Origin of the sequence: Kitasatospora sp. NPDC001261, from assembly GCF_042896795.1 — a bacterium.
Lineage (GTDB): Bacteria > Actinomycetota > Actinomycetes > Streptomycetales > Streptomycetaceae > Kitasatospora.
This window is the reverse complement of sequence record NZ_JBIAXP010000005.1, coordinates 88,311-112,552: the sequence shown is the minus strand read 5'-3', so window position 1 is coordinate 112,552 and position 24,242 is coordinate 88,311. Positions and strand designations below refer to the sequence as shown.

Below are 24,242 nucleotides of genomic sequence, written 5' to 3'. Positions count from 1 at the left end.
GAACGAGGTCGAATGTGAGCGACAGCACCATGCAGAACGAAGAGAAACTGCTCGATTTCCTCAAGCAGACCACCGCCAAGCTCCGCACCACGCGGGCCCGGCTGCGCGAGGCGACCGAGCGGGAGCGGGAGCCGATCGCGATCGTCGGGATGGCCTGCCGCTACCCGGGCGGCGTGCGCACCCCCGAGGACCTGTGGGACCTCCTGGTGGCGGGCGGGGACGCGGTCGGCGGGTTCCCCACCGACCGCGGCTGGGACCTCGGCGCGCTCTTCGACGCCGCCCCGGGCGCGGACGGCACGAGCAGCACCGTCCAGGCCGGGTTCGTCTCCGGGGCCGCGGACTTCGACGGCGGGTTCTTCGGGATCAGTCCGCGCGAGGCCCTGGCGATGGACCCGCAGCAGCGGCTGCTGCTGGAGACGGCCTGGGAGGCGGTCGAGCGGGCCGGGATCGACCCGGCGAGCCTGCGCGAGTCGGCCACCGGCGTGTTCGCGGGCGCCGCGCCCTCCGGGTACGCGACCGCCGGCGGCGACCTCTCGGGCTCGGAGGCGCACCTGATCACCGGTACGGCGATGAGCGTGCTGTCCGGCCGGGTGTCGTACACGCTGGGCCTGACGGGGCCGGCGGTGTCGGTGGACACCGCCTGCTCCTCCTCGCTGGTCGCGCTGCACCTCGCCGTGCAGTCGCTGCGCGCGGGGGAGTGCACGCTGGCGCTGGCCGGCGGGGTGACCGTGATCGTCAGCCCGGGCGAGTTCGTGGGCTTCTCGCAGCAGAACGCCCTTGCCCGGGACGGCCGTTGCAAGGCCTTCGGGGCGGGCGCGGACGGCATGGGCCTCGCCGAGGGTGCGGGTGTGGTGGTGCTGGAGCGGCTGTCGGACGCCCGGCGCAACGGGCACCGGGTGCTGGCCGTGGTCCGGGGGAGCGCCGTCAACCAGGACGGCGCCTCCAACGGCCTGTCCGCGCCCAACGGCCCCGCTCAGCAACGCGTGATCCGCGCGGCGCTGGCCAACGCCCGGCTGGCGACGGGGGACGTGGACGTGGTCGAGGCGCACGGCACCGGCACCACGCTGGGCGACCCGATCGAGGCGCAGGCGGTGCTGGCGACGTACGGGCAGGGGCATCCGGCCGAACGGCCGCTCTGGCTGGGGTCGGTGAAGTCGAACATCGGGCACGCCCAGCAGGCGGCCGGCATCGCCGGTGTGATCAAGATGGTGCTGGCGCTGCGGCACGAGGAGCTGCCGGCGACGCTGCACGCGGCGGAGCCGACCCCGCACGTCGACTGGTCGGCGGGGCACGTGAGCCTGCTCCAGGAGCGCGTGGCGTGGCCGGCGGGCGAACAGCCGCGTCGGGCGGGCGTCTCGGCGTTCGGGATCAGCGGCACCAACGCGCACGTGATCCTGGAGGAGGCGCCCGCCGGAGGGCCGGCCGCGCCGGAGCCGGACGGGACGCCGGAGCCGGCCGCGGTGTCGGCGCCCGCCGCGCCGCCGGTGCTGGTCGCGGAGCCCGCCGTGCTCCCGGTCACCGTCTCCGGACGGTCCGAGGAGGCCCTGGCGGACCAGGCGCGGCGGCTGCGGGACCACCTCCTGGCGCGCCCCGAGCTGCCGCTGCCGGAGGTGGCCCGGTCGCTCGCCACCACGCGGACGGCGTTCAAGCGGCGCGCGGTGGTGCTGGGCACCGACCGTGCCGAGCTGGCGGCGAAACTGGAGGCCGTGGCCGCGGACCGGCCCGGGGCCGGGGTGCTGACGGGCGAGGTGCCGTCGGCCGGGGTGGGGCGGACGGTGTTCGTCTTCCCGGGGCAGGGCAGTCAGTGGGTCGGTATGGGGCGTGAGCTGGCCGAGTCGTCCCCGGTGTTCGCTGCGAAGTTGGCGGAGTGTGCCGAGGCTCTCGCGCCGTACGTGGACTGGCAGTTGGCCGATGTGCTGGCCGGTCGGCACGGTTTCGAGGCGGCCGATGTGGTGCAGCCGGCGCTGTGGGCGGTGATGGTCTCGCTGGCGGCGGTGTGGGAGGCGGCCGGTGTCGTTCCCGACGCCGTGGTGGGCCACTCCCAGGGTGAGATCGCGGCGGCGGCCGTGGCCGGGATCCTCTCGCTGGAGGACGCGGCGAAGGTGGTCGCTCTGCGCAGCCGGACCCTGAAGGCCCTTGCCGGTCGTGGCGGGATGCTGTCGATCGCCGAGCCGGTGGCGGGCGTCCGGGCGCGGATCGCCCCGTACGGTTCCCGCCTGTCCATCGCGGCGGTGAACGGTCCGTCGGCGACGGTGGTGTCCGGTGACGCCGATGCGCTGCGCGAACTGGCCGACGCCTGCGGGGATTCGCCGCGTGCCCGGATGATCCCGGTGGACTACGCCTCGCACAGCGCCCACGTGGACGAGCTGCGCGAGGAGATCCTCTCGGTTCTCCAGGGCATCGCCCCCCGCGAGGCGCGGATTCCGATGGTCTCCTCCAGCACCGGCGCCACGGTCTCCGGGCCGGAACTGGTGCCGGACTACTGGTACGCCAGCCTGCGCGAGACCGTCGAGTTCGACCGGGCCGTGCACACCCTCGCCGGAACCGGCCACGGCGCCTTCGTCGAGGTGTCCCCGCACCCGGTGCTGGCCCCGGCCATCGCGGACAGCCTGGAGTCGTACGGCCCGGTCGTGGCCGACACCCTGCGCCGCGACGACGGCGGCGCCGGGCGCCTCCTGCTCTCGCTGGCCCAGGCGTACGTCCGCGGCCTGCCCGTGGACTGGACCGCCCTGCTGCCCGCCGGGACCGGGAGCGGCGCCGTCGACCTGCCGACCTACGCCTTCCAGTACCGCCGCTACTGGCCGGTGTTCCCGGAGCCGGTGGCCCGGGACGCGGTGGCCGGCTGGCGGTACCGCGTCGAGTGGCAGCCCCTCGACGGGCCGTCGGGTGCGGCACCGGCGGCCTCGGTGCCGTCCGGCACGTGGCTCGTGGTCGCCGGCCCGGCCGGGGCCGGGACGGCCGCCGAGGTGGCCGGCGCGCTGCGGGCCGGCGGCGTAGAGGTCCGGGTGCTGGAGACCGGCGCCGCCGATCGCGGGACCCTCGGTGACGTCCTGCGCGGCGTCGGCGAGTTCGCCGGTGTGGTGTCCCTGCTGGCGCTGGACGAGACGCCGCTGCCCGGTCGGCCCCGGGTGCCCGCCGGTCTGGCGGCCTCCAGCGCGCTGCTGCAGGCACTGCTCGACGCGGGGTCGGTGGTGCCGCTGTGGGTGCTGACCCGCGGCGCGGTGGCGGCGCTGCCGGGCGAGGTGCCCGGTCTGGCGCAGGCCCAGGTGTGGGCGTGGGGGCAGACGGCGGGTCTGGAGCAGGCCAAGCAGTGGGGCGGCCTGGTCGACCTCCCGGCCGGGTCGGACGCGTCGGCCGGGTTCGACGCCTCGGTCGGGGACCGCCTGGCCGGGCTGCTCGCCGCGGGGCCGGAGGGCGAGGACCAGGTCGCGTTGCGCGGCACGGGAGCGTTCGCGCGCCGCCTGGTGCGCGCCCCGCGCCCGACGGACGGCTCCGCCGAGCCGTGGCGGACCGCCGGGACGGCGCTGGTCACCGGCGGTACGGGCCTGATCGGCGGCCGGACGGCGCGGCTGCTGGCCGAGCGCGGCACGCCGCGCGTGGTGCTGGCCGGCCGCTCCGGCCCGGCCGCGCCCGGGGTGCCCGAGCTGGCGGCCGGACTGGCGGCCCTCGGCAGCGCCGTCGAGGTGGTCGCCTGTGACGTCGCCGAGCGGCCCGCGGTCGGCGCGCTGCTGGACCGCGTCGCCGCCACCGGCCCCGCGCTGTCGGCGGTGGTGCACTCGGCGGGCACCGGCCACGGGGCGCCGGTCGCCGCGCTGACCGACGCCGGGCTGCAGGAGGTCTCCGAGGTGAAGGTCGGTGGCGCCCTGCACCTGCACGAGCTGTCGGCCGAGCGCGGACTGGAGCTGGACGCCTTCGTGCTGTTCTCCTCCGGCGCCGCCACCTGGGGCAGCGGGCTGCTGGCCGGGTACGGCGCCGCCAACGCGGCGCTGGACGCCCTGGCCGAGCGGCGGCGCGCGGCCGGGCTGGCGGCCACCTCGGTGGCCTGGGGCCTGTGGGGCGGCGGCGGCATGGGCGCGGGGGAGGCGGGTGAGCAGCTGAGCGCGTACGGGCTGCGGACGATGGCTCCCGAGCGCGGCATCGAGGGCCTCGCCCAGGCGCTGGACGACGACGAGACGCTGCTCGTCGTCGCCGACGTCGACTGGGCGCGGTTCGTGCCGCTGTACACGCTGCACCGGCCGAGCCCGCTGCTGTCCGCGCTTCCCGACGCCCTCCGGGTCCTGGAGCAGGGGGACGAGGAAGGGGACGGGTTCACAGGCGACGAGGGCGCCGGTGCGCTGCGGTCGTCCGCCGCCGCCCGGCTGTCCGCCCGGCTCGGCGGGGCGCGGTCGGCGCGGGAGCGGGAGGCGGTCCTGCTGGAGCTGGTCCGGGAGCACGCCGCCGCCGCGCTCGGCCACCCGGACGCGGCGGCCGTCGACCCGGACGCCACGTTCCTGGAGCAGGGGTTCACCTCGCTGAGCGCGCTGGAGCTGCGCAAGCGGCTCGCCGGGGCCACCGGTCTGCGGCTGAGCGGTCCGCTGGTCTTCGACCACCCGACCCCCGCCCTGACGGCCGCGTACCTGCGGGAGCGGCTCGCCGACGGACCGGTGCGCCAGGACGGCGGACCGCAGCGGGCCGCGCCCCGCTTCGCGCTGGCCGCCGCGCCGGAATCCACGGACGGCACGGAGCGGGCCGGAGCCGCCGGGACACCGGCCGCCGAGACGCTGGCCGCCCTGTACCTGCGGGCGAACAGCCTCGGCCAGGGGGCCGACGCCGTACGGATGATCGCCGGGCTGGCCCGGTTCCGGCCCCGCTTCGCCGGTGCGGACGAGCTGGCGGGCGTCCCGCCCCTGGTCCCGCTCACCCGCCGGTCCGCGGACACGGTCGGGCCGACGCTCGTCTGCCTGCCGTCGTTCGGCGCGGGCGACGCCCAGGAGTTCGTCCGGGTGGTGCAGGGCCTGTGCCGCCCCCGGCACGTCCTCTCCGCGGTGATCCCCGGCTACACGGCGGGGGAGCCGCTGGCCGCCGACCCGGACGCGCTGCTCGACCTGTGCGTCCGGACGGTGCTCGCCGCCCCGGAGACCGCCCCGGAGGCCGGCCCGTTCGTCCTCGTCGGCTACTCCTCCGGCGGGCTGGTCGCGCAGGCCCTCGCCGCCCGCCTCGCCGAACTGGGCCGGGGCCCCGCCGCGCTGGTGCTGCTGGACAGCTTCGCCCCGCAGTCGGCCGGTGCCCCCGACGAGATCATCGGCACCCTGCCGGCCGCCGTGCTCCTGGGCAACCCCGGGGGCGTCGACGCGGGCGGCATCGGCGGGGACGACTGGCTGACCGCGCTCGCCCACTACTACGTCCAGGACTGGCGCGGCCACGTCCCGTACACCGCGGACCTGCCGACCCTGCTGCTCCGCCACGGCGGCGAGCCGGGCGGCCCCGAGGGCGGGGACGGCGCCGTCCGCCTCCCGTGGGACCTCTCCGGCGACCTCACCCCGGTGACCGTTCCGGGCGACCACTTCACCATGATCGGCGCCCACGCCGGGACCACCGCGCGGGCCGTCGACTCCTGGCTCGACGAGCACTTCACCACCACCCGGGAGGGACACGATGACTGACCGTCACGAACAGCACCGCCTCGCCGTCATCGGCGGCGGCGTCATGGGCACCAACATCGCCGCCCTCGCCCTCGGCCACGGCGTGGACGTCACCCTCGTCGACGTCGACGAGCCGACCCTGGCCACGGCCCGGACGGCGATCCGCCGCAAGCTGAAGCACGCCCAGCTGCTGGAGGCCCTCCCCGCGGGCCGCGCCCACGGCACGCTGGCCACCACCACCGCGCCGGCCGACATCGCCGACGCGACCGCCGTCGTCGAGGCCGTCGTGGAGGTCGCCGAGGTCAAGCGCGAGGTGCTGACCGAGGTCTCCGGGCTGGTCGCCCCCGGCACCCTGCTGATCTCCAACACCTCGTGCATCCCCATCGACGAGATGGCGGGCTGGGTGGCGCGCGGCGACGAACTCGTCGGCGTGCACTTCATGAACCCCGCCTACCTGATCACCATGGTCGAGGTGATCCGCGGCCGGGCCACCGGCGACGCCACGATGACCGCCGTCACCTCGCTGCTGACCGCGCTCGGCCGCACGGCGCTGGTGGTCAACGACGCACCGGGCTTCGTCGTCAACCGGCTGCTGCACCCGCTGATCAACCGGGCGGCGATGCTCGTCCAGGAGGGCGTCGCCTCCGCCGAGACGGTGGACGGGCTGCTGGAAGGCTGCCTCGGCCACACCACCGGACCGCTGCGCACCGCCGACCTGATCGGCATCGACAACCTCGTCGACTCCCTGCGGGTCCTGCACGAGCGCACCGGCGACCCCGAGTGCGACCCCTGCGAGCTGATGCTCCGGAAGGTCCGCGACGGGCACCACGGCCGCAAGTCCGGCCGGGGCTTCTACACGTACGGCTGAGCACCGGGCTCCCCCGAACGGCCAGCACGGAACTACGAAAGGTACGGACACATGACCACCGCGAACGCCGCTGCCGGGACGACCGCCGTCGAGCAGGCGCTGAGCGCCTTCCTCGTCGGACACACCGGCGCCGAACCCGAGGTCGAGCAGGACCTCTTCGCCACCGGCGCGATCTCCTCGATGTTCGCCATGGAACTGGTGGTGTTCCTGGAGGACGAGTACGACATCGAGATCGTCGGCGCCGAGCTGAACCGGGACAACTTCCGCAGCATCCGCGCCATGGCGGCCATGGTGCTGCGCCTGCGCGAGACCGGGGCCGCATGAGCGGCGGGGCCACGGGTACGGCCGCCACGGGTACGGGCGTGACGGGCTTCGACACCGCGGCGATCGACGCCCTGGTCGGCGACGGGCCGGCCGCCTGGGACGCGGCCGGCCGGATCCCCGTCGAGCTGCTGCGCGAGCTCGGCGCGATGGGCGTGCTGTGCGCCGAGGTGCCGGCCCGCTTCGGCGGGCCCGGCCGCACCGGCCAGGAGAACGGCGAACTCACCGCCCACGTCGGCGCCCTGTGCAGCTCGCTGCGCAGCGTGATGACGGTCCAGGGGATCGCCGCGGCGGTCGTCCGCCGCTTCGGCGACCGCGAGCAGCGCCGGCGCTACCTCGGGCAGCTGACGAGCGGCCGGCTCGCCTGCGTGGGCTTCAGCGAGCCGGGCGCGGGCTCCGACCTCAGTGGCATGACCACCCGCATCCGTCCGGCCGAGGACGGCAGCGGCGACCTGATCGTCTCCGGCGAGAAGACGTGGATCACCGGGGCCGCCTACGCCGACCTCGTCATGGTCGTCGGCCGCTACGGCGACGGTCCGGACGGCGCCGCCGCGATGGTGCCGACGGACGCCCCCGGCGTCCGCATCGAGCCCGTCGCGGCCCCGCTCGGCTGCCGCGCCGCCACGCACTGCCGCATCGTGCTCGACGACGTCCGGATCCCGGCCGACGCCGTGCTCGGCGGCGGGCGCCAGCCGCTCGCGCTGCTGTTCACGGTCGGCCTGTCCTACGGCCGGATGTCGGTGGCCTGGGGCTGCGTCGGCATCCTGCGCGCCTGCCTCACGGCCGCCGTCGGGGACGCCCGCACCCGCGAGCAGGGCGGCGGCCCGATCGGCGAGCACCAGCTGGTGGCCCGGCACATCGCCGAGCTCTACACCTCGGAGCGGATCGCCACCCAGGTCTGCCGGCACGCCGCCGAGCAGTGGGACCGCACCGCCCCGGACGCGGCGGTGACGGCGGTGCTGGCCAAGCAGGTCGCCGCCACCCACGCGACCCGCGGCGCCGCGACGGCCGTCCAGGTGCTCGCCTCGCGGGGCTTCACCGACGGCCACGTGGTGGCCCGGGCCTACCGGGACGCCAAGGCGATGGAACTGATCGAAGGCAGCACCGAGATCTCGCAGTTGATCCTCGCCCGGCACGCCCTCGACCGGCTCTGAGCCGCCCGCCGCCCCGCACGGGCACGACGCACCGTCAGCACGACACGCACCACACGCACCACACGCACCACGAACACGGCAACGAACGGAAATCGAAGGAGCGCCCCGTGTCCGACGCACCCACCCTCGTCAAGTGCCTGGTCTGGGACCTGGACAACACCCTGTGGCGGGGCACCCTCCTGGAGGACCACGAGGTGGTGCTGCCCGAGGAGATCCGCCGCACCATCGTCGAACTCGACGCCCGGGGCATCCTCCAGGCCGTGGCCAGCAAGAACGACCACGACCACGCCTGGCAGCAGCTGGAGGCCCTCGGCGTCGCCGAGTACTTCGTCCTGCCGCGGATCGGCTGGCACCCCAAGTCCCGGTCGGTCAAGGAGATCGCGGACGGGCTGAACTTCGCCCTGAAGACGGTCGCCTTCATCGACGACCAGCCGGCCGAGCGCGCCGAGGTCGCCCACCACCACCCCGAGGTCCGCTGCTTCGACGCGGCGCTGGCCGCGGAGCTGACCGGCCTCCCCGAGTTCAGCCCAGCCGTCGTCACCGTCGACGCCGCCCGCCGCCGCAGCATGTACCAGGCGGGCTTCCGCCGGACCGCCGAGCGCGAGGAGTTCACCGGCCCCGACGAGGCCTTCCTCCGCTCGCTGGACCTGGTCATGGAGATCAAGCGGGCCGACGACGCCGACCTCTCCCGGGTCGAGGAACTCACCCTCCGCACCAGCCAGATGAACGCCACCGGCGTCTACTACTCCGACGCCGACCTGCGGGCCCTGATCGCCGATCCGGAGCACGAGGTCCTCACCGTCTCCCTCACCGACCGCTTCGGCCCGCACGGCGCCGTCGGCGTGCTGCTCGTCGGCTACCACGAGCGGGTCTGGCACCTGAAGCTGCTGGCCACCTCCTGCCGGGTGGTGTCCTTCGGCGCGGGCGCCGTCCTGCTGGACTGGCTGATCGGCGAGGCGGCGGCGGCCGGGGTCCACCTGGCCGCCGACTTCCGCCGCACCGACCGCAACCGGATGATGGAGATCGCCTACCGGTTCGCCGGCTTCACCGACGCGGCGTGCGACTGCCTCGCCGAACTGCGCTCTGCCGACGCCGACGCCGATGCCGAGGCCGACGCCGGGGCGGCCGGCTCCGGGCGTGCGGGCATCGAGTTCCGGCACCTGGTGGCGGACCGCCGCCCGGCCCCCACCACCGTGCGCGTCGACGCCCCCGCCCTCGGCCCCGTGGCCTCCGCGGGTTCCGCGGGTTCCGCGGGTTCCACGGGCGGAGCCGGCGCATGACCGCCGAGCCCCTGGCCGTCATCGGCATGGCCTGCCGCTACCCCGGCGGCATCGACTCGCCCGAGGGCCTGTGGCAGGCCCTCGTCGACCGCCGCACCGTCGCGGGCCCCTTCCCCACCGACCGCGGCTGGGACCTCGACGCGCTGCGCCGCGACGGGCGCTGCGCCACCGACCGCGGCGGGTTCCTCGACAGCGCGACCCGCTTCGACGCCGCGTTCTTCGACCTCTCCCCGCGCGAGGCCGACGCCATGGACCCGCAGCAGCGGCTCGCCCTGGAGGTGGGCTGGGAGGCCCTGGAGCACGCCCGCATCGACCCGACCACCCTGCGGGGCTCCCGCACCGGGGTGTTCCTCGGCGCCGAGGCCCGGCCGTACGGGCCCGCGCTGCACGAGGCGCCCGCCGACCTCGCCGGCGTGCTGTTCACCGGCACCGCCCCGAGCGTCATCAGCGGGCGGCTGGCCCACACCCTCGGCCTCAACGGCCCCGTCCTCACCGTCGACACCTCGGCCTCCAGCTCGCTGGTGGCGCTGCACCTCGCCGTCGAGGGGCTGCGCGGCGGTGAGTGCGAACTCGCGCTGGCCGGCGGGGTGACGGTGATGACGACGCCCGGCTACCACGTCGCGTTCAGCGCGCTGGGCGGTCTGGCCCCGGACGCCCGCTGCAAGCCCTTCTCCGCGGACGCGGACGGCGTGGCCTGGTCCGAGGGGGCCGGCGTGCTCGTGCTGGAACGGCTGGAGCGGGCGCGGCGCCTGGGCCACCGGGTGCTGGCGGTGGTCCGCGGCTCGGCCGTCAACTCCGACGGCGCCGGCCACAGCCTGACGGCCCCGAACGGCGAGGCCCAGCGCGCGGTCATCCACGCCGCGCTCGCCGACGCGGAGCTGGCCCCCGCGGAGATCGACGCCGTCGAGGCGCACGGCACCGGAACCCGGCTGGGCGACCGGGTCGAGGCGGGGGCCCTGCTCGCCGCCTACGGCGCGGACCGGGCGCACGGGCGCCCGCTGCTGGTCGGCTCGGTGAAGTCCAACCTCGGCCACACCCTCGCGGCGGCGGGCGTCGCGGGTGTCATCAAGACGGTCCTCGCCCTGCGGCACCGCACGCTCCCCGAGTCGCTGCACATCACCGAGCCCACCCCGGCCGTCGACTGGGGGGACGGCGCGGTACGGCTGCTGACGGAGCCGACCCCGTGGCCGGAGACCGCGCACCCGCCCCGCGCGGGCGTGTCGGGCTTCGGCATCGGCGGCACCAACGCCCATGTCGTCCTGGAGGCCGCCCCCGCCGAACCGGCCCCCGCCGCAACCACTGCGTCCCCGCCCGTCGCGTCCGTGGTGGACGGCGCCGACCCCGTCTGGCTGCTCTCCGCCCGGACGCCCGCCGCACTGGCCGCGCAGGCCGAGCGGCTGCGGGAGCACCTGGCGGCCCGGCCGGAGGCGTCGGCCGGGGAGGTCGCCCGGTCCCTCGCCACGACGCGGGCGGCGCTCGACCACCGCGCCGTCCTGCTCGGCCCGCGGCCGCTGGACGCCCTGGCGGACCTCGCGGCCGGCCGTCCCTCCGCCGCCGTCGTCACCGGCGCGGTCGGCCCCGAGGGCCCCGGGCGGACGGTGTTCGTCTTCCCCGGCCAGGGCGGCCAGTGGGTGGGGATGGGCCGTGAGCTGGCGGAGGCCTCGCCGGTGTTCGCGGCGCGGCTGGCGGAGTGCGCCGAGGCCCTCGCGCCGTACGTGGACTGGCAGTTGGACGATGTCCTGGCGGGCCTTCACGGTTTCGAGGCCGCCGACGTCGTGCAGCCGGCGCTCTGGGCGGTGATGGTCTCGCTGGCCGCCGTGTGGCAGGCGGCCGGTGTCGCTCCCGACGCGGTGGTGGGCCACTCCCAGGGCGAGATCGCGGCGGCCGCCGTCGCGGGAATCCTCTCCCTCGACGACGCCGCCCAGGTGGTGGCCCTGCGCAGCCGGGCGCTGACGGCGCTGGCCGGGCGCGGCGGGATGCTCTCCGTCGCCGACGCGGTGGACGCCGTCCGGGAGCGGATCGCGCCGTTCGGGGAGCGGCTGTCGGTCGCGGCCGTCAACGGCCCCTCGGCGACGGTGGTCTCCGGTGAGCCCGACGCCCTGCGGGAGTTGGCGGACGCGTACGGTGAGGCGGTGCGCACCCGGCTGATCCCCGTCGACTACGCCTCGCACAGCGCCCACGTGGACGAGCTGCGCGAGGAGGTGCTCGCCGTCCTGAAGGGGATCGAGCCGGGCCCGGCCCTGGTCCCGATGGTCTCCGCGCTGACCGGGGAGTGGCTGGCCGGCCCCGAGGCGGGCCCGGAGTACTGGTACGCGAGCCTGCGCGAGACCGTCGAGTTCGACCGGGCCGTCGGGGTGCTCACCGCCGCCGGCCACGGCGCCTTCGTCGAGGTGTCCCCGCACCCGCTGCTGGTCGGCGGCATCGCCGCCGAGGCGGCCGTCGGCACCCTGCGGCGCGAGGACGGCGGCCCGGACCGCCTGCTGGCCTCGCTGGCCGAGGCCCATGTCCGGGGGGTGCCCGTCGACTGGGGCACGGTGCTGCCGGCGGCCGGCCGCACCGTGGACCTGCCGACGTACGCCTTCCAGCGCACCCGCCACTGGCTGGCCGCCGGGCAGCAGGCCCCGGCACGTCCCGACCCGGACGCCGGCGCTCCGGCCCCGGCCGCCATGACCCCCGCGGCCCTGGGCACCGAGCGCGCCGTACTGGACCTGGTCCGCGCCCACGCCGCGGCCGTCCTCGGCCACGACGGCGCCGGGGGCGTGCACCCGACCCGCACCTTCAAGTCCCAGGGCCTCGGTTCCGTCCTGGCCGTCGAGCTGCGCAACCGCCTCGCGTCCGCCACCGGCCTCGCGCTCCCGCCGGGCCTGGTGTACGACCACCCGTCACCCGCCGTCCTGGCGTCCCACCTGCACACCGCCCTGAACCCCGATCCGCTGCCCGCCGCGCTCGACGCCCTCGAAGCACTGCTCGCCGCCGCCGAGGACCCGGCGGCCCGGGAACGGGCGCTGGCCCGGCTGGAGTCGCTGGTCGGCCGGACCGGCGGCGGGTCCGCTGCCGGGCCCGGCCGGGGGACCGGCGCGGACGCGCTGTCCGACACCACCGACGACGAACTCCTCGCCCTCATCGAGGCCGAGCTCGGCCCCGACCGTGATCACTGAACGGAGAACCATGTCCGCCCGACCCGACCCCACCGCCGACGACGACCTCTGGCTGCGCTGCTACCGGAGGACGGAGGTGCCCGCCGCCCGCCTGGTGTGCTTCCCGCACGCGGGGGGCACCGCCCCGTTCTACCGCCCGGTGCCGTACGCGCTGGCCGCCGCCGACCGCGTCGAGGTCCTGGCCGTCCAGTACCCGGGCCGTCAGGACCGCCGCCGGGAGGAGCCGATCGCCGACCTGAACGTCCTGGCCGACCGGATCCACGAGGTGCTGGCCCGGCAGCCCGAGCTGCCCCTGGTGCTGTTCGGCCACAGCATGGGCGCCGTCGTCGCCTTCGAGGTGGCCCGCCGCTGCGAGGCCGCCGGCCGGCCCGCCGCCCGCCTGGTCGTCTCCGGCCGGCGCGGCCCGGCGATCGGGCTGGGCCCGACCGAGGGGGTGCACCTGCTCGGCGACGACGCGATCACCGACGAGATCCGCCGCCTGGACGGGTCCTCGTCCGTCGTCCTCGACGACCCGGACCTGATGGCGGCCGCGATGCCGGCGCTGCGCGCCGACTACCGCGCCATCGAGACCTACCGGGCCGGCGCGGACGCCGTCGTCAGCTGCCCGATCACCTCCCTGACGGGCGACCGCGACCCCAAGACCTCGGTCGCCGAGGCGGAGGACTGGCGGGCCCACACCACCGGCGGGTTCGACCTCCAGGTCTTCCCCGGCGGGCACTTCTTCCTCACCGAGGAGATGCCGCGGGTCATCGGGCTGCTGGACGGCCACCTGGCCGAGGCCGTCGACGCCCCGCGCGCGTCCTCCGGCGGACGGTGACGCGGCCGCGGGTGCCGCCCGGACGGGTCGAACCGTCCGGGCGGCACCCGCGGGCACTCCGGCGGGAGCGCCGGTCAGGTCGTCAGGGCGTCAGGTAGCCGTGCGAGAACCCGGCGGCCACCGCCGCCGCCCGGTCGCTGACCCCGAGCTTGGCGTACATGTGCAGGAGGTGGGTCTTGACCGTCGCCTCGCTGATGAAGAGCTTCCGCGCGGCCTCGCGGTTCGTCGTCCCCTGGGCGACCAGTTCGAGGATCTCCAGCTCGCGCGCCGACAGCGGCGCGGGCGCCGGCCGTCGGACCTGGCCCATGAGCCGGGTCGCGATCGAGGGGGAGAGCACCGCCTGCCCCTGCGCGGCCGCCTCCACCGCGCGGAACAGCTCCTCCCGCGGCGCGTCCTTCAGCAGGTAGCCGGTGGCGCCGGCCTCGATGGCGGGCACCACGTCGCTGTCCGTGTCGTACGTGGTGAGCACCAGCACCCGCGAGGGCACACCGCGCTTGGTCAGCTCCTTGATGGCGGTGACCCCGTCGGTCCTCGGCATCCGCAGGTCCATCAGGACCACGTCGGGCCGCAGCTCCTCCGCGGCGGCGATGGCCTCCGCGCCGTCACCGGCCTCGCCGAGCACCTCGAAGCGGGGATCGGCCCGGAACATGCCCCGCAGCCCGTCCCGCACCACCGGATGATCGTCGACGATCAGCAGGGTGATCATTCCGCACCTCCCGCGGGGATGGCGGGGACGGCCGCCGAGATCGCCGTCCCGCCCCCCGGTTCCGACTCGATGGCCAGCCGCCCGGCGAGCCGCTGCACCCGCTGGCGCATGCCGAGGAGCCCGAACCCGCCGCTGGCGGACCCGTTGACCCGCTTGGCGCTCGGATCGAAGCCCACGCCGTCGTCCCGCACGTCGAGGGTGACCAGGTCCTCCATGTACGACAGGGTCAGGCCGACCCGGCCGGCCCGCGCGTGCTTGGCCACGTTGGCCAGCGCCTCCTGCGCGGTGCGCAGCAGCGTCACCTCGACCTCGGTGTGCATCGGCCGGGCGTCGCCGGTGGTGGTCAGCACCGCGTCGATGTGGTTGATCTCCGACCAGCGCCGGGCCACGTCGCCGATCGCGTCCGGGAGCCGGGCCTCGGCGAGCACCGCCGGCTCCACCGCGTGGACCGTCCGGCGGGCCTCGACGAGGCTCTCGCGGGCCAGGTTCGTCGCGTTCGCCAGGTGCTGGCGCAGCGTCGGGGGCTCGTCCAGGGTCTGCTCGGCGGCCTGGAGCTGGGTCAGTATGCCGGCCAGCCCCTGGGCCAGGGTGTCGTGGATCTCCCGCGCCATCCGCTGGCGTTCGTCCAGGACGCCCGCCTCGCGGGCCTGGACCATCAGCCGGGCGTGGAGGGCGGCGTTCTCCGCCAGCGCGGCCTCCAGCTTGGCGTTGGCCTCGTGCAGTTCGACGAGGGCCTGCTTCTGCTTGTCGTTGCGGTGGTCGGCCATCTCGACGAAGTAGAACAGCGCCCCGGCGAGCACCGCGGAGATCAGGCCGACGGCCAGCCACGCCCACCACATGTGGGCGTCGTTGATGCCGGCCACGCCCCCCATGAACGCCGCCGCCGAGATCATCGCGGTGACGGCGGCGCCGACGTACCGCCGGCGACCCCGCAGGTACTTGAAGGCCTGGGGGTAGCCGACGAAGGTGAAGAGCCCGTACCAGGGCGCGACGCCCACCAGGGCGGCGGCCAGCAGCATCAGCCCGGTGTAGTACACGCCCATCAGCCGGCGGTTCTGCCGCCGTTCCGGGCGCAGCGTGCGGAAGCAGAGCATCCAGAGCGCGGCGGCGGCGGAGAGCCCGAGCACCAGCGTGAAGTGCATCGGCACCCGCCAGACCAGCTGCAGCAGCGTGATCACGGTGCTGATCGCCAGGAGGACGTACGGGAGCGCCTTGAAGGCCGCGGTCTCCGTACGCTCCCAGTGATCGAACTCGGCGCGCAGCTCGGCCTCGATGCTCAACCCTCTACTCCCAGCGGAAGTATCGCGCGGCCAGTCCGCCGGCCACGATCGTCCACCCCAGCATGGCGGCGAGGTGGATCAGCTGCGGCCAGTGCCCGGCGGTGGTGTCCTGCAATGATTGCACGCCGGCGCCGAGCGGAGTCAAGTCGCTGATGGTCAGCAGGACATCGTTCATCTTGGCGCGCGGCAGCCACAGGCCGGCGAAGAACACCAGCGGGAAGAAGACCAGCGAACCCATCGCGCTGGCGCTCCGGCCGGTCGGCGCGAGCGCGGCGACGAGCAGGCCGACCGCGAACATCGCCAGTGCCACCAGCAGGTAGCTGAGCAGGTAGGCGGGCAGCTTGCGGGGGAGGTCGACGTCGAACGCCAGCTTGCCGATGGTCAGCATGACCAGCATCGTCACCACGGACAGCACGGTGGCCATCAGCAGCTGCGCGCCGAGCATCACACCCGGCTTGACCGGGGTGGTCCGCATGCGCCGCAGCACACCCTTCTCCCGGTACGAGGCGAACAGTTGGGACAGGCCGCTGAGCGCGAACAGGGCGATGCCCATCGACACGACGATCGGCAGGTACAGGGTGATCGGCCGCACGTTGCCGAGCTCGGGGCTGTTCGCCCGCATCGAGGGGATCAGGCCGAGCACGACGAGCAGGATCGGGGCGAACGCGAGCGCGAAGAACACGACGATCGGCTCGCGGAGGAACAGCTTGGTCTCGGTGGCGGTGAGCCGGAGCAGGGGGGACACGGTGGGACTCCTCAGGATTCGACGGGGCGGCCGGTGAGCGCGACGAACGCGTCCTCCAGCGAGTTCTGCTCGACCCGCAGGTCGAGTGCGGTGATCCGCTGGCCGGCGAGCAGGGTGGTCACCGCGAGCAGCAGGTCCCCCCTGCCGGTCACGACGATCTGCGGGCCGGCCCACTCGACGGAGGTGACCTCGTCCAGGGCGGTCAGCCGGGTCTCGTCCAGCGGCCCGGACGGCCGGAACCGGATCCGCTGCCCCTTGTCGACCCGCGACACCAGGCCGCCAGGGGTGTCGATCGCGATGACCCGCCCGGTGTCGATCACGGCGAGCCGGTCGCAGAGCCGCTCCGCCTCCTCCATGAAGTGCGTGACCAGCAGGATCGTCACGCCCCGGTCGCGGATGCGCTCGATCAGGCCCCACACGTCGCGGCGCGCCTGCGGGTCGAGGCCGGTGGTGAGCTCGTCGAGCACCGCCACCTTCGGGGTGCCGAGCAGCGCGAGCGCGATCGACAGCCGCTGCTTCTGCCCGCCGGACAGCCGCCGGAACTGGGTGCCGAGCTTGCCGGTGAGGTTCAGGATCTCGGCCAGCTCGCGCCAGTCGGCCGGCTGGCGGTAGAAGGAGCTGTACAGCTCCAGCGCCTCGCCGACCTTGAGCTTGTCGGGCAGCTCGCTCTCCTGCAGCTGCGCGCCGAGCAGCTGCCGCAGCTCGCCGGTGTCGCGCTGCGGGTCGATGCCGCAGACGCTGATGGTGCCGCCGTCCGGGGTGCGCAGCCCCTCGATGCACTCGACGGTCGTGGTCTTGCCGGCCCCGTTGGGCCCCAGGATGCCGAAGATCTCGCCCTGCTCGACGGCGAAGCTGACCCCGTTCAGCACGGAGTTGTCGCCGTAGCGCTTGACGAGGCTGTCCACCTCGATGATTGCCATGGCATCAGCCTGGCAGTCGGCCCCGGTCCGCCGGATCGACTGGACGGCCAGACCTGGGGCGGGCGGCGGTGGATGCCCGGCATCAACCGATCGGTTGATGGCTGCTCAGCGGGGCCTGCGGCGGGGCCCGCTGCTGCTCGGCGGGCCCGGGCGCCGGATCCTCCAGGGTGCCACGCGGGCCGGTCCGGCGGAACCCCCGTGAACCGTCCTCCTGTTACCGCCGGAGGGAGTTCAGCCCTCGCCGTTCCACGACCGCCACAGCGCCGCGTAGGACCCGCCGGCGGCGACCAGTTCGTCATGGGTGCCCAGCTCGACGATGCGGCCGGACTCCATGACGGCGACGCGGTCCGCGTCGTGGGCGGTCTGCAGCCGGTGGGCGATGGAGACGACCGTCCGGTCCGAGCGCACGGCGGCCATCGCCCGCTCGGCCTGCCGCGCCGTGGTCGGGTCCAGCAGGGAGGTCGCCTCGTCGAGGATCAGGGTGTGGGGGTCGGCCAGGTGGACCCGGGCGAGGGTGAGCTGCTGGGCCTGCGCCGCGTCGAGTTCGACGCCGCCGGCCCCGAGCGCGCAGTCCAGCCGGCCCGGCAGGTCGTGCACCCAGCCGGCCTCGACCAGGGCGAGCGCGGCGAGGATCTCCTCGTCACCGGCGTCCGGGGCCGCCATGGTCATGTTGTCCCGGAGGGTGCCCATGAACACGTGGTGCTGCTGGGTGATGAGGACGATGCGGTCGCCCAGGCCGCCCGCCGCCGCCAGGTCGGCGACCGGCACGCCGCCGACCCGGACGTGTCCCGCGTCCGGGGCGTCGACCCCGGACAGCAGCCGGCCGAGGGTGGACTTCCCCGCGCCGGACGGGCCGACGACCGCGAGCCGCTCGCCCGGGCGGACCACCAGGTCGATGCCCTTGAGTACGTCCGGTGAGCCCGGGTAGGCGTACCGGACGCCGCGGACCTCGATCCGGTCGTCGGACGGCCGCCGGTCGAGCACCGGCGGATCCTCCGACACCAGGCCGACGCCCTTGATGCGGGCGAACGAGGCGCCGCTGCGCTGCAGTTGCTCCATCCAGTTGAGGGCGCGGTCGAGCGGGTCGACCAGCTGCCACATGTACAGGCTGCCGGCCACCACCGTGCCCAGGCCCACCGCGCCGTCGAGGTAGCCGAGACCGCCGACCAGCAGGACGAGCGCCGTGGGCAGCGCGTGGGCGAACTCGGTGACGGGGAACAGCACGGTGCGCAGGAACAGGGTGCGCACGCCGGCCCGGTAGGCGGTGTCGATCGCCCGGTCCACGGCGAGGTCCTGGCGGGGGCCGAGCCCGAACGCCTCGACGGTGCGGGCGCCGTGGGCGGTCGCGTTGAGCGCCTCGGCGACACCGCCGTAGGCGGCGCCCTCGGCGAGGTAGGCGTCCCGGGCCCGGCGCAGGTACCAGCGGCCCACCGCCCAGACGACCGGCAGGCTCACCAGCGCGCACAGCCCGATCATCGGGTCGAGCAGGAACGCGGCGCCGAGGACGAACAGCACCTGGACCGCGGCGATGAAGACGTCCGGGGCCGCGTTGCGCAGGGTGGCGGCCACCGTGCCCACGTCGAGGGAGGAGCGGGTCACCAGGTCGCCGGTGCCCACCCGCTCCGCGTACCGGCCGGGCAGCGCCAGCGTCCGGTCGACGACCTCCTCCCGCAGCCGGGCCAGGGCGCGCTCCCCGAACCGGTGCGAGAAGTAGCGCGCGAAGCGGGTCAGCAGCAGCTGGGCGAGGGCGAAGCCGAGCACTGCCGCCGCCAGCACGTCGACCTGGCCGACCGTCAGCTCGCCGTTCTCGACCCGGGTGACGATGCGGCCGAGGTACCACGGCGCGGCGACCCCGGCCAGGGCGGCGAGGCAGGTGAGGAGGAGGACCCCGCACATCGCCCGGCCGTCGTCGACGAGCAGGCGCCGGACGGCCCGCCGTACGGTCGCCCGGTCGGCGACGGGGAGTCGGTGGGGGTCGTCGTGGCTCATCGGGATGCTCCTTCCCGGGGCGCTGCGGTGGCGTCGGCCTCGGGGCGGGCGTCGGCGTCGGGGCGGGCTTCGGCGTCGGGGCGGGCGCCGGGGTCCGGGCGGGCGTCGGGGTCGCCGCGGAGGACCAGTGCCGCGTAGGCGGGCTCGGTGGCGAGCAGTTCGCCGTGGGTGCCCGCGGCCCGGACCCTGCCGTCCACGAGGTGGCAGACCCGGTCGGCCCGGCCGAGGACCAGCGGGGAGGTGCCGACGACCAGGGTGGTGCGGCCGGCGCGGAAGGCGCCGAGCCGGGCGGCGACGGCGGCCTCGGTGAGCGCGTCCAGGGCCGAGGTGGGCTCGACGAGCAGCAGCACCTCGGGGTCGGCGAGCAGGGCCCGGGCCAGCCGCAGCCGCTGGAGCTGGCCGCCCGAGACGTTGCGGCCGCGGTCCTGGAGCGGTGCGTCCAGGCCGCCGGGCAGGAGGCCGACGAGGTCCTCGGCCGCCGCCGCGTGCAGCGCGCGCCCGATCTCCGCCGCCGTGCGCCCGCCGTGGACCGCCACCGCGGAGCCCAGGGTGCCGCCGAACACGTAGGACTCGTTGTCGGACACCAGGACGTGCCGGCGCAGCGCGGCCGTCTCCCACGCGGAGACCTCGACACCGCCCCAGATGGCGCCGGACGGGGTGTAGCCGGCCAGCCGGTCCACCACGGCGCGGGCCTCGTCGGCCCGCGCGGAGACCAGGGCCGTGACCTGCCCGGGGCGCAGCACCAGGCCCGACTCCGGGTCGTGCAGCTCCGCCGGACCGTCGGGCGGCGCCGTGCGGGTGCGCTCGCCGGAGGACTCGGGCCGCAGCGCCAGGATGTCGATGACGCGGCGGGCGGCGACGAGGCCGCGCGGGAGGTCGTCGGCGCCCTCGACGAAGAACGAGACCGGTGCCAGGAGGGCCGCCACGTACCCGTAGACGGCGACCAGTTCGCCGACCGTGATGTCGCCGGCCGCCGCCATCCGCGCGCCGAGCCAGGTCACCACGGCCAGGAAGACGACGGGCAGGCAGGCGCCCACCGCCTGCACCCAGCTGGTGAGCGAGGCCACCCGGTAGCCGAGCGGCACCAGCGCCCGGGAGCGCTGCCGGTAGCGCCCGGCGAACATCGGCTTGCCGCCGATGCCGTTCAGCACCCCGAGCCCGGCCACCAGGTCGCCGGCCAGGGCGGTCAGCGCCCCCTGCTCCTCGCGGTAGCGGCCCTCGGCGCCGTGCAGCCTCCCCATCAGCGGACCGATGACCACGGCCAGCAGCGGGACGCCGAGCAGGACCACCGCGGCCAGGACGGGGGAGATCCGGACCAGCAGGACGGCGGCGGCGAGGTACGCGAGCACCGCTCCGACGCCGGGCCCGGTGATGGTCAGCGTCTGGGCGATCCGGCCGGTGTCACCGGCCTGCAGGTGCGTCAGCTCGCCGGCCGACACCTGGCGCGGCAGCGTCGTCCCCAGCCGGTTCACGTGGCGGGTGACGGCCTGGACCGTCCGGAAGGCGGCGTCGGCCCGGATGAACGTCATCGTGCGGTGCCGCAGCATGCCGAGGACCGCGATGAGCGCCCCGACCGCGAGGACCACCGCCACCCAGCCGACCAGAGCCCCGGTGTCCCGCGCGCGCAGCCCGTCGTCGATCGTCCGCGACATCAGGTACGGCGGCAGCATCAGCGCGCACATCCACAGGCTCCCCCAGGTCGCGCCGAGCAGCACCCGCCTGCGCTGCATCGACACGAGCCACCAGAGGTACCGCAGCGGGCTCCGGTGGTCGGGCGTTCCGGGGTCGGTGTACGGGACCCGGCGGGTACCCGTGGGCAGGTCCGGTCCGTCGGTCATCGCGCTCCGTCCTTGGGCAGGTTCGCCGGGCCCCGGGACGACGTCCTGGCGGCGCTGCCCTGTCGGACTCCGGCGGAGACGGCCGGTCCCGGACGCGAACTGCCGCACACCGACGGCGGGGTGGCGCCCGGAAGTGGTCACGGCGCCGCCCGCGTGCCGGCGCCGCCGGAGCATTCGGCCGCCGAGCTGCCGGGATGCCACCGTACTCGAAGAAGTCCGCACGTGAACGGGCGGAGGAGGATTGTCCGGAAATCGGACTGCCCGACCACCCTCAGCGGACCGAGGTGTGACGGTCCGTCGGACACCGGCACGGGAGCGCCCCGGTGCGGGACGGCGGTCCGCTCCCGCACCAGGACGCCCGCCGGCGGGCCGTGGATCAGATGGAGCTGGTGATCACGGTGCCGGTGTGGTTGCCGGGGATCGCGGCGAGGTCGAGGTACTCGGGGTCGGCCCAGGTGCCATCGAGGTGGCGGGCGGTCAGGATGACCTTGTTGTCGTTGGTGGTGACGGCGAACTGGGCGTCGGTGTCGACGGTGGCGGCGCTGATGCCGGTGCCCGTGACCTTCCCGATGACGTCGACGAGGGAGTTCATCCGCGACCAGTCGCCGGAGGCGTAACGCAGGGTGTGGTACTGGCCGTCGCTCGCGACGGTGGCGAGGTCGAGGTCGTTGTTCTGGCGGGTGACGGCGACGGAGGTCACCGGCCCGGTGGCGCCGGCGACGTCGGAGACCGATCCCCAGAGGGACCAGGCGCCGCTGACGTTGCGCCGGGTGTGGTAGACCTTCCCGCCCGACACGGCGGCGATGTGCAGGTCCCCGGAGGCGGTTCCGCCGGCGGAGATGGCGGTGATGCCGTTGAGCGGCCCGGTGTTGTCGGTGACCACCTTGAACCCGCTCCACTGGCCGTTGCCGTAGCGGGCGGTGTGGAACAGGGTGCCGTTCGCGACGACCACGATGTGCAGATCGGCGCCGACCGGGGTGGCGGCGATCTGGGTGATGTTGCCGAGGTCGGCGACGTTGGCGTTGACGTCGATGAACTTCTGGCCCCAGCTGCCGTCGAGGCTGCGGATGGCGTGGTGCAGGTGCCCGTCGCCGCCCAGGGCCAGGACGTGGGTGTTGGTGTCGATGCCGGCCGAGGTGACGGCGCGGACGCCGCCGATGTTCCCGGCCGCGGCCTGGACGTCCTGGTACGGGGTCCACGAACCGTCGTACAGGCGGGTCGCGGCGTAGAGGTTGGTGTCGCTGCGCACCAGGGCCTGGGTCTTCCACCCGATGGCCTTGGCGCGGGTCTGCTGCACCCAGCCGGCGATGTCGTCGACCCGGGAGCTGAAGGCGCCGGTGCGGGTCTCGGTGGCGGGCACGCCCAGGCAACCGCCCTGCCAGGAGCGGGAGGCGACCGCGAGCAGCTCGGCCTTGCCGTTGGTCGTACGGACCACGGGGGCGCCGGTGTCGCCCTTGCAGATCGCCGCACCGCCGGTACCGGTGGTGCCGATGCCGGTCGCGCTCACGGTGTCCAGCGAGAACCCGCCGGTGTGGAGCTTCAGCGGCGCCCACTCGTCCTTGGTGCGCCCGTACCCGGGCACGCGCAGCGACTGCCCGGTGGCGGGCGCGGCGGTGGCGACCCGCAGCGGGGCTATGCCGTCCACGGGCGTGGCCAGACGGGCCATCACCAGGTCGCGGTCGGCGCGCGGCACCAGCTCGGCGATCTCGGCGGTCTTGCCGGCGCCGGTGGTCAGATCGGTGCGGCCGATGGTCGCGGTGGTCTTCCACTTCGGCTTGCCGGCCGCCAGGGCCTGCGGCTGCGCCGGGTCGTCGGAGAAGCAGGAGGCGGCGGTGAGCACCCAGCTGCGGTCGACCAGCGTGCCGGTGCAGGCCCGCAGGTTGTCGCCGATCGCCAGGTGCGCGGTGTAGGCGTAGGTGTCGTTGGCGGCCGCGTCGCCGACCACGGCGCCGGCCGGGGGCGTGGCGAGGGTGGTCAGAGCGCCGGCGGCGAGGACGGTGGCCAGGGCGCCGGCCCGCAGGTTGCGGGTCGAGGAGTTGCGAGGCATAGGGGATTCCCGGAGGTGAGAGGTGGGAGGTGGATGCGCGGGTGGCTGTCAGCCGGTGACGGTCAGTTCGAGGAGGCTGGTCGCGTTGCCGTTGCTGCCCTTGCCGACCGGCTGGAAGCCGTCCTTGGGGACCTCGAGGGTCTGCTGGGTGGTGCCGTCGGTGAGGCCGGCCCGGACGGCGCGGCCGCCGGAGGTCTGGATGGCGAAGACCTGGGGCAGCTCGAGGGTGAGCGACCCGGTGGTGCCGGAGACGGTGAAGCAGATCTGGTTGTCCGGGTTGCCCGGGGCCATGGTCCAGACCTGGATCTGGTTGGGCTTGGAGCATTCGCCGAGCAGGATGTGGCCGTCGCCGCGCAGCAGCTTCACCTTGGTGATGGCGGCGGCGCCGGGGTAGGCGAAGTCCTCGACCGCGGGCGGTGCGGCGGAGTTGTCGGCGGGGGTGGTGTCGGCTGCGGCGAGTGTGGTGGCGCCGGCGAGGGCCGTGGCGGTCACGGCGGCGGCGGCCAGCCACCGGCCTGCGGTGGCGCGGCCGGTCCTTCTGGCCGTGCGGAGGGGGGTGTGGGTCACCTGGGGCTCCATCGGGAAGGTGAGCGGGGAGCGGTACGGGCCGGTGCTGGTCAGCCGGTGACGCGCAGTTCGAGCAGGGCGGCCGGCTTGCCGTTGCCGGAGCCGCTACCGATCCCGACGGGCAGGGCGGTGCCCTTGGCGATGTCGACGCTCTGCGCGCCGTCGACGCTGGTGAGCTTGGCGTTGAGCGAGTAGGCGTCGGTGCGGATGCGGAACACGTTGGGCACCTCCAGGGCGAGGTAGCCGGTGGTGCTGGTGGCGCGGAAGCAGATCTGGTTGCCGCCGGCGTTGGGCAGGTCGAAGCTGAACACGCTGATCTGGCTGTCGACGGCGCAGTCGGACAGCACGATGTGGCCGTCGCCGCGCAGCAGCTTGACGTTGGGGTACGGCGCCGGGCCGGGGTAGTTGAAGTCCTCGACCGCCACCGGCGCGGCCGAGTTGTCCGCCGGAGTGCCGTCGGCGGAGGCCAGTGCGGTGGCGCCGAGCGTGGCGGCCACGGCGACCGCACCGCCAACGAGCAAGCGGGACAAGCGCTTTGCCATGCCTAATCCTTTTCGTTCATCTGGTGTTGCCCTGACGGGCGGATCTGCGGAATCGGGCGACCGGCCTGAATGGTGGGCGAACCAACCGGCAATGACGAGACGTCATTGCCGGTGGAAGTAGCCGAAGTTGCCGCATCGACGCCCTCGGTGCCGCGGCCGGAATCCGGGCCATCGAACCAGATGGGCTGGCGGCTCGACAAGCACTTTCTAGGCTCTGGCCAGGCGGAATGTCATGCTTTCCAAGCCGTTGGGCGCCTATCGGTGATGCGGTTGCATTTGCTTGGCTTTGCCCTTTGGCAGGTGTTTCATTGGCCGGTATTCGAGCAACTTTCTGACTTCGTGAACGTTCTGTCGTACCGTCATCTGACGTAGGCTCCGCTGCGGCCGTG

The 24,242-nt window shown here is 74.9% G+C and carries 17 protein-coding genes; 8 read left to right on the top strand and 9 right to left on the bottom strand.

Annotated elements, in window-relative coordinates; translation table 11 throughout:
- Positions 1 to 29 precede the first annotated feature (29 nt).
- From ACFY4B_RS09020 to ACFY4B_RS08990, 7 genes are all read left to right on the top strand, one after another.
- On the top strand, positions 30 to 5,642 hold the full coding sequence (locus ACFY4B_RS09020) for an SDR family NAD(P)-dependent oxidoreductase (protein ID WP_387967069.1): 5,613 nt from the start codon (positions 30 to 32) through the stop codon (positions 5,640 to 5,642).
- The gene (locus ACFY4B_RS09015; RefSeq protein ID WP_049658117.1) at positions 5,635 to 6,489 is read left to right on the top strand and encodes a 3-hydroxyacyl-CoA dehydrogenase family protein; all 855 of its coding nucleotides are present in this window, start codon (positions 5,635 to 5,637) and stop codon (positions 6,487 to 6,489) included. The genes ACFY4B_RS09020 and ACFY4B_RS09015 overlap by 8 nt, the downstream gene beginning before the upstream one ends.
- A 51-nt stretch (positions 6,490 to 6,540) precedes the next feature.
- Entirely contained in the window at positions 6,541 to 6,813 is a 273-nt protein-coding gene (locus tag ACFY4B_RS09010; RefSeq protein WP_387966993.1) for an acyl carrier protein, read from the top strand.
- Positions 6,810 to 7,964 carry an acyl-CoA dehydrogenase family protein gene (locus ACFY4B_RS09005; RefSeq protein ID WP_387966992.1) on the top strand — a complete coding sequence of 385 codons (1,155 nt, stop codon included), beginning with the start codon at positions 6,810 to 6,812 and terminating at the stop codon, positions 7,962 to 7,964. The genes ACFY4B_RS09010 and ACFY4B_RS09005 overlap by 4 nt, the downstream gene beginning before the upstream one ends.
- Before the next feature lie 107 nt (positions 7,965 to 8,071).
- On the top strand, positions 8,072 to 9,244 hold the full coding sequence (locus tag ACFY4B_RS09000; protein ID WP_387966991.1) for an HAD-IIIC family phosphatase: 1,173 nt from the start codon (positions 8,072 to 8,074) through the stop codon (positions 9,242 to 9,244).
- Positions 9,241 to 12,402 carry a type I polyketide synthase gene (locus ACFY4B_RS08995; RefSeq protein WP_387966990.1) on the top strand — a complete coding sequence of 1,054 codons (3,162 nt, stop codon included), beginning with the start codon at positions 9,241 to 9,243 and terminating at the stop codon, positions 12,400 to 12,402. The genes ACFY4B_RS09000 and ACFY4B_RS08995 overlap by 4 nt, the downstream gene beginning before the upstream one ends.
- 10 nt (positions 12,403 to 12,412) lie before the next feature.
- The gene (locus ACFY4B_RS08990) at positions 12,413 to 13,219 is read left to right on the top strand and encodes a thioesterase II family protein (protein WP_387966988.1); all 807 of its coding nucleotides are present in this window, start codon (positions 12,413 to 12,415) and stop codon (positions 13,217 to 13,219) included.
- Positions 13,220 to 13,301: 82 nt separating this feature from the next.
- Here the strand turns inward: ACFY4B_RS08990 and ACFY4B_RS08985 are convergent, their stop codons facing one another.
- The 9 genes from ACFY4B_RS08985 to ACFY4B_RS08945 all read right to left on the bottom strand — a co-directional run bounded on the left by ACFY4B_RS08985 (position 13,302) and on the right by ACFY4B_RS08945 (position 23,853).
- Positions 13,302 to 13,925 carry a response regulator transcription factor gene (locus tag ACFY4B_RS08985; RefSeq protein ID WP_049652923.1) on the bottom strand — a complete coding sequence of 208 codons (624 nt, stop codon included), beginning with the start codon at positions 13,923 to 13,925 and terminating at the stop codon, positions 13,302 to 13,304.
- Entirely contained in the window at positions 13,922 to 15,205 is a 1,284-nt protein-coding gene (locus tag ACFY4B_RS08980) for a sensor histidine kinase (protein WP_117490458.1), read from the bottom strand. The genes ACFY4B_RS08985 and ACFY4B_RS08980 overlap by 4 nt, the downstream gene beginning before the upstream one ends.
- A gap of 4 nt (positions 15,206 to 15,209) precedes the next feature.
- Entirely contained in the window at positions 15,210 to 15,950 is a 741-nt protein-coding gene (locus ACFY4B_RS08975; protein ID WP_049652927.1) for an ABC transporter permease, read from the bottom strand.
- 11 nt (positions 15,951 to 15,961) lie between these two features.
- Complete coding sequence (locus ACFY4B_RS08970; protein WP_049652929.1) at positions 15,962 to 16,870, bottom strand: ABC transporter ATP-binding protein; 909 nt, start codon at positions 16,868 to 16,870, stop codon at positions 15,962 to 15,964.
- A gap of 231 nt (positions 16,871 to 17,101) precedes the next feature.
- Positions 17,102 to 18,859: an ABC transporter ATP-binding protein gene (locus tag ACFY4B_RS08965; RefSeq protein ID WP_387966987.1), complete on the bottom strand. Its 1,758-nt coding sequence runs from the start codon at positions 18,857 to 18,859 to the stop codon at positions 17,102 to 17,104.
- Positions 18,856 to 20,697 carry an ABC transporter transmembrane domain-containing protein gene (locus ACFY4B_RS08960; RefSeq protein ID WP_387966986.1) on the bottom strand — a complete coding sequence of 614 codons (1,842 nt, stop codon included), beginning with the start codon at positions 20,695 to 20,697 and terminating at the stop codon, positions 18,856 to 18,858. The genes ACFY4B_RS08965 and ACFY4B_RS08960 overlap by 4 nt, the downstream gene beginning before the upstream one ends.
- A gap of 376 nt (positions 20,698 to 21,073) precedes the next feature.
- The gene (locus ACFY4B_RS08955; protein WP_387966985.1) at positions 21,074 to 22,744 is read right to left on the bottom strand and encodes a trypsin-like serine protease; all 1,671 of its coding nucleotides are present in this window, start codon (positions 22,742 to 22,744) and stop codon (positions 21,074 to 21,076) included.
- Between the two features lie 48 nt (positions 22,745 to 22,792).
- On the bottom strand, positions 22,793 to 23,311 hold the full coding sequence (locus ACFY4B_RS08950; RefSeq protein WP_387966984.1) for a hypothetical protein: 519 nt from the start codon (positions 23,309 to 23,311) through the stop codon (positions 22,793 to 22,795).
- Positions 23,312 to 23,361: 50 nt separating this feature from the next.
- Complete coding sequence (locus ACFY4B_RS08945) at positions 23,362 to 23,853, bottom strand: hypothetical protein (RefSeq protein WP_387966983.1); 492 nt, start codon at positions 23,851 to 23,853, stop codon at positions 23,362 to 23,364.
- 69 nt (positions 23,854 to 23,922) lie between these two features.
- On the opposite strand from ACFY4B_RS08945, the gene ACFY4B_RS08940 reads away from it, so the two are divergent.
- The gene (locus tag ACFY4B_RS08940; protein ID WP_387966982.1) at positions 23,923 to 24,225 is read left to right on the top strand and encodes a hypothetical protein; all 303 of its coding nucleotides are present in this window, start codon (positions 23,923 to 23,925) and stop codon (positions 24,223 to 24,225) included.
- Positions 24,226 to 24,242: the final 17 nt, after the last annotated feature.

Excerpts from the sequence above, each read along its gene's own strand:
- ACFY4B_RS08990 (WP_387966988.1), top strand. The coding sequence starts at position 12,413 with ATGTCCGCCCGACCCGACCCCACCGCCGACGACGACCTCTGGCTGCGC.
- ACFY4B_RS08965 (WP_387966987.1), bottom strand. The coding sequence starts at position 18,859 with ATGAGCCACGACGACCCCCACCGACTCCCCGTCGCCGACCGGGCGACC.
- ACFY4B_RS09010 (WP_387966993.1), top strand. The coding sequence starts at position 6,541 with ATGACCACCGCGAACGCCGCTGCCGGGACGACCGCCGTCGAGCAGGCG.
- ACFY4B_RS08960 (WP_387966986.1), bottom strand. The coding sequence starts at position 20,697 with ATGACCGACGGACCGGACCTGCCCACGGGTACCCGCCGGGTCCCGTAC.
- ACFY4B_RS08995 (WP_387966990.1), top strand. The coding sequence starts at position 9,241 with ATGACCGCCGAGCCCCTGGCCGTCATCGGCATGGCCTGCCGCTACCCC.
- ACFY4B_RS08970 (WP_049652929.1), bottom strand. The coding sequence starts at position 16,870 with ATGGCAATCATCGAGGTGGACAGCCTCGTCAAGCGCTACGGCGACAAC.
- ACFY4B_RS09015 (WP_049658117.1), top strand. The coding sequence starts at position 5,635 with ATGACTGACCGTCACGAACAGCACCGCCTCGCCGTCATCGGCGGCGGC.
- ACFY4B_RS09020 (WP_387967069.1), top strand. The coding sequence starts at position 30 with ATGCAGAACGAAGAGAAACTGCTCGATTTCCTCAAGCAGACCACCGCC.
- ACFY4B_RS09005 (WP_387966992.1), top strand. The coding sequence starts at position 6,810 with ATGAGCGGCGGGGCCACGGGTACGGCCGCCACGGGTACGGGCGTGACG.
- ACFY4B_RS08945 (WP_387966983.1), bottom strand. The coding sequence starts at position 23,853 with ATGGCAAAGCGCTTGTCCCGCTTGCTCGTTGGCGGTGCGGTCGCCGTG.
- ACFY4B_RS08955 (WP_387966985.1), bottom strand. The coding sequence starts at position 22,744 with ATGCCTCGCAACTCCTCGACCCGCAACCTGCGGGCCGGCGCCCTGGCC.
- ACFY4B_RS08940 (WP_387966982.1), top strand. The coding sequence starts at position 23,923 with ATGGTGGGCGAACCAACCGGCAATGACGAGACGTCATTGCCGGTGGAA.
- ACFY4B_RS08985 (WP_049652923.1), bottom strand. The coding sequence starts at position 13,925 with ATGATCACCCTGCTGATCGTCGACGATCATCCGGTGGTGCGGGACGGG.